Here is a 3993-nt window from a genome sequence, read left to right on the forward strand (position 1 = left end):
CGGACTGGGCCGGGCGCACGCTGATCTTCCCCTTGCAGATTCCGGTGGGCATCGTCGCCTCGGTGCTGTGCGGCGGCTATTTCGTGTTGCTGCTGATTCGCGGGAGGCTGGCATGAGGCGGTGGCTGCTGGGCGTGCTGCTGCTCTGGCTGGCGCCGGTGTGGGCTGACACCGCGCCGCGGGTGGCGGCGCTGAGCTGGGAGGCCACCGAACACCTGCTGATGCTCGACGTGACGCCGCTGACCGTTGCCGATGCCGGCGACTATCGCACCTGGGTGGTACGGCCGACCTTGCCCGCTGGCGTGCCCTCGGCCGGCTCGCGCCTGGAGCCCAATCTCGAACTGCTGGCCGAGCTGCAACCCGAGTTGATCGTCATCCCCCCTTTGCTGGAGGACATCCGCCCGCTGCTTGAGCGTATCGCGCCGGTGCAGGTGTACCAGGGCTTCAGCCAGCAGCACGACAATCTGCAGGCGCAGCGCGAGGCGTTTCTCGACCTGGCGCGCGCGCTGGGCCGCGAGGCATTGGCCGAGCAGCGCCTGCAGGCCATGGACGCCGAGCTGGCGCGCTGGCGTGAGCGGCTGCAGGCGCATTACGATGGCGCGCTGCCGGCAGTGACGGTGATCCGTCTGTCCTCGCCGACGGCGGCCTTCATCAATGGACCCAACTCCATGCCGCAACACGCGCTGACCTTGCTCGGTCTGCAGCCGGCCATGCAGCTGGCACCCAGCCCCTGGGGCATCACCCAGGTGCCGATCACCGCCCTGGGGCGCATCGACCGGGGCGCGGTGCTGCATATCGAACCCTTCGCCCAGGAGGCGCAGCTGTTCGCCTCGCCGTTGTGGCAGGCGATGCCCTTCGTGCGTGAGCAGCGCTTTGCCGGGATGCCTTCGACCTGGACCTATGGCGGGGTGTTTTCCCTGCAGTACCTGGCCGAGGCCATGGCTCAAGCACTGCTGAAACTGCCGTCCGACGCTGGAAAAGCGCCACGCCAGCCCCTAGAGTAGTGCGATTCGAATATAAGTCTGCCGTGCGTGACGACATCGCATGGGGCAAATGGGGGCCCCGGTGTCGTTCGACAGGCTTGGCAGGTTGTTGAATGACCACCTGCGTTGCCACCGCTGCGTCAAAGACAGGCCCGATCGAAATGCGCACTTACGGCGGTAAGATGTGTCTTTCACGCCTGTCTTTCCTTGCGCTGGCTGCCTCGGCAACGCTTTTCAACAGTCTGCTTAGTGGAGTCGTATGTACCGGCTGCTCCTGCTCTTCTTGAGCCTCGTTTTTTCCTCGCTCGTGGGCGCCGTTACCTTCGACGAAAAGATGCGCGCCTTGCCGCTGGGGCAGAGCATGTACGTGTTCGAGGACGTGCGCGGCGATGCCAGCATCGACGACGTCGCCTCGCCAGCCCTGCAGGGCAGCTTCCGTCTGCATGACAAGCCGGTGCTCAATGCCGGCTACTCGCGCTCGGTGTTCTGGCTGCGTCTGGATCTGGAATACCGCCCCATACAGGCGCAGGGCCCGCGCAACTGGCTGCTGGAACTGGCCTACCCGCCGCTCGATCATCTGGAGCTCTACCTGCCCGACGACCGCGGCAGCTTCGCGCTGGCGCAGCGCACCGGCGACGCCCTGCCATTTGACACGCGGCAGATCCGGCAGAACAACTACCTGTTCGAGCTGAACCTCGAACCAGGCCAGAGCAAGCGCATCTACCTGCGTCTGGAAAGCCAGGGCTCGATCCAGGCGCCACTGACTCTGTGGGCGCCCAACGCCTATCTGGAAGAGCAGCCTGGGCGCATCTACGTGCTCGGCATCATCTATGGCGTGCTGCTGGTGATGCTGGTGTACAACCTGTTCATCTTCCTCAGCGTACGCGACACCAGCTACCTGTATTACATCCTCTACATCGCCTCGTTCGGCCTGTATCAGGTTTCGGTCAACGGTGCCGGCATCGAGTATTTCTGGCCCAACAGTCCCTGGTGGGCCAATGCCGCCACGCCCTTCCTGATCGGCTCGGCTGCCCTGTTCGGCTGTCAGTTCGCCCGCAGCTTCCTGCACACCGCCGAGCACAGCCCCTGGGTCGACCGCCTGCTGCTGCTGCTGATGGCCTGCGGCGCCGTGGTGATGGTCCTGGCGCTGAGCGTCAGCTACGCCACCGCGCTGCGTCTGGCCACCTATCTCGCTCTGCTGTTCACCGTGGTGATCTTCGCCGCCGGTGTGCTCGCCTGGCTGCGTGGCATGCGCGTGGCGCGCTACTTCATCTTTGCCTGGACCGCCTTTCTGGCCGGCGGCATCGTCAACACGCTGATGGTGCTGGGCCATCTGCCCAATGTCTTTCTCACCATGTACGCCAGCCAGATCGGCTCGGCGCTGGAGGTCGGCCTGCTGTCGCTGGCTCTGGCCGACCGCATCAACGCCATGAAGGAGGAGCGCACGCGCATCCTCCAGGAGGCCGGGCGCAAGCTGGAGGCGCTGAACCAGGAGCTGGCCGACAGCAACCGCTTCAAGGACGAGTTCCTCGCCACCGTGACCCACGAACTGCGCACGCCGATGAACGGCGTGATCGGCTCGCTGGAGCTGATGCAGACGGTGAAGATGGACGTCGAGCTGGAGCAGTATCAGAAAACCGCCGCGGCCTCGGCGCGCGACATGATGCGCATGGTCAACGACATCCTGGCGCTGACCGAGCTGCAGGCCGGCAAGCTCTACCCGCGGCGCGAGACGTTCAGCCTGCGTGGTCTGTTCGACGGCCTGCGCGCGCAGTACGCCGCGCGTGCCGACGACAAGGGCCTGGCATTCGTGCTGGAGCTGGACGACAGCCTGCCCGACACCCTCGAGGGCGACGCTGCCAAGCTGGCCCAGGCGCTGGGCTATCTGCTGGACAACGCCATCAAGTTCACCGCCGAAGGCAGCGTGACGCTGCAGGTCGGTCGCGCCGGCAGCCACGCCGACAACCTGCCGCTGAGCGTGGTGGTCAGCGACACCGGCGTAGGCTTCGAGCCCGGCGAGGGCGATCTGTATCAGCGTTTCCATCAGCTCGACGGTTCGATGACGCGCAAATACGGTGGCCTCGGCATCGGCCTGGCGATCTGCCGGCAACTGGTCGACCTGCTCGGCGGCGCCCTCAGCCACGAATCGCAGCTGGGCGTGGGCAGCCGCTTCCGCCTCGACGTGCCCCTGACCCTGCCGCCGCAACAGCCCGCCAGCACCGCCCGCCCGCGCTCGAGCGGCCGGGTGCCGCTGCGCCAGGCTCAGCAGTGCACAGTGCTGATCGTCGAGGACAACGCCATCAACCAGTTGGTGACGCGCGGCATGCTACTCAAGCTCGGTTACCGGGTGCGCACCGCCGACAATGGCGCCGAAGCCCTGGACCTGCTGCGCAGCGAGACCGTGGATGCCGTGTTGCTGGATTGCCAGATGCCGGTCATGGACGGCTTCGCCACCTGCCGCGCCCTGCGTGCGCTGCCCGGTTGCGCCGAGGTACCGGTGCTGGCGATCACCGCCCATAGCCACAGCGGCGACCGCGAACGCTGCCTGGCTGCCGGCATGAGCGACTACCTGGCCAAGCCGATGAAGTTCGAAGAGCTGCGCGTGCTGCTGCACGACTGGGTGCTCTGTCGTCCGCCTGCCGTCTCGCAGTCGCCGGGCATGCCGTAGATCGGCTGCAGCCCGACACGCGTCCGCGCTGCGAAGCGGCTATCGATGTCCGTTCGGCCGCAGATATGGCCGGATCGTCCCTTTAGCCATGGTCTGAATCCTGATTCACTACGAACATGTGAATCAGGATTCAGACCATGGCCTATCGCACCACCGAAGCCCGTCTCGACCGTGACCAGGCGCTGCGCGAGCGCATTCTGGCCTGCGCACTGCAGCGCGTGAGCGCAGGCGGTTTCGCGGCGCTGACCATGCAGGCGCTGGCCGACGATGTCGGCATCGCCACCGGCAGCCTGTACCGGCACTTTCGCAGCAAGGGCGAACTGGCGGCCGAGGTCTTCGCCAG

Annotated in this window: 3 protein-coding genes; all 3 read left to right on the top strand. The window is 66.2% G+C overall.

What is annotated here, in order from left to right; genetic code table 11:
- Nucleotides 1-112: 112 nt before the first annotated feature.
- Complete coding sequence (locus N7333_RS24035) at nt 113-1003, top strand: ABC transporter substrate-binding protein (RefSeq protein WP_129482985.1); 891 nt, start codon at nt 113-115, stop codon at nt 1001-1003.
- A gap of 238 nt (nt 1004-1241) precedes the next feature.
- A complete protein-coding gene (locus tag N7333_RS24040) occupies nt 1242-3650 on the top strand; it encodes a hybrid sensor histidine kinase/response regulator (protein WP_129482984.1) in 2409 nt (802 codons plus the stop codon).
- A gap of 137 nt (nt 3651-3787) precedes the next feature.
- On the top strand, nt 3788-3993 hold a 206-nt coding region (locus tag N7333_RS24045; protein WP_279859493.1), incomplete at its 3' end, for a TetR family transcriptional regulator.

This window comes from Pseudomonas sp. GD04158 (genome assembly GCF_029834875.1).
GTDB classification, from domain to species: domain Bacteria; phylum Pseudomonadota; class Gammaproteobacteria; order Pseudomonadales; family Pseudomonadaceae; genus Aquipseudomonas; species Aquipseudomonas hydrolytica.

What these genes read in the sequence shown, in the direction of transcription:
- N7333_RS24035 (WP_129482985.1), top strand. Translation starts at nt 113, where the DNA reads ATGAGGCGGTGGCTGCTGGGCGTGCTGCTGCTCTGGCTGGCGCCGGTG.
- N7333_RS24040 (WP_129482984.1), top strand. Translation starts at nt 1,242, where the DNA reads ATGTACCGGCTGCTCCTGCTCTTCTTGAGCCTCGTTTTTTCCTCGCTC.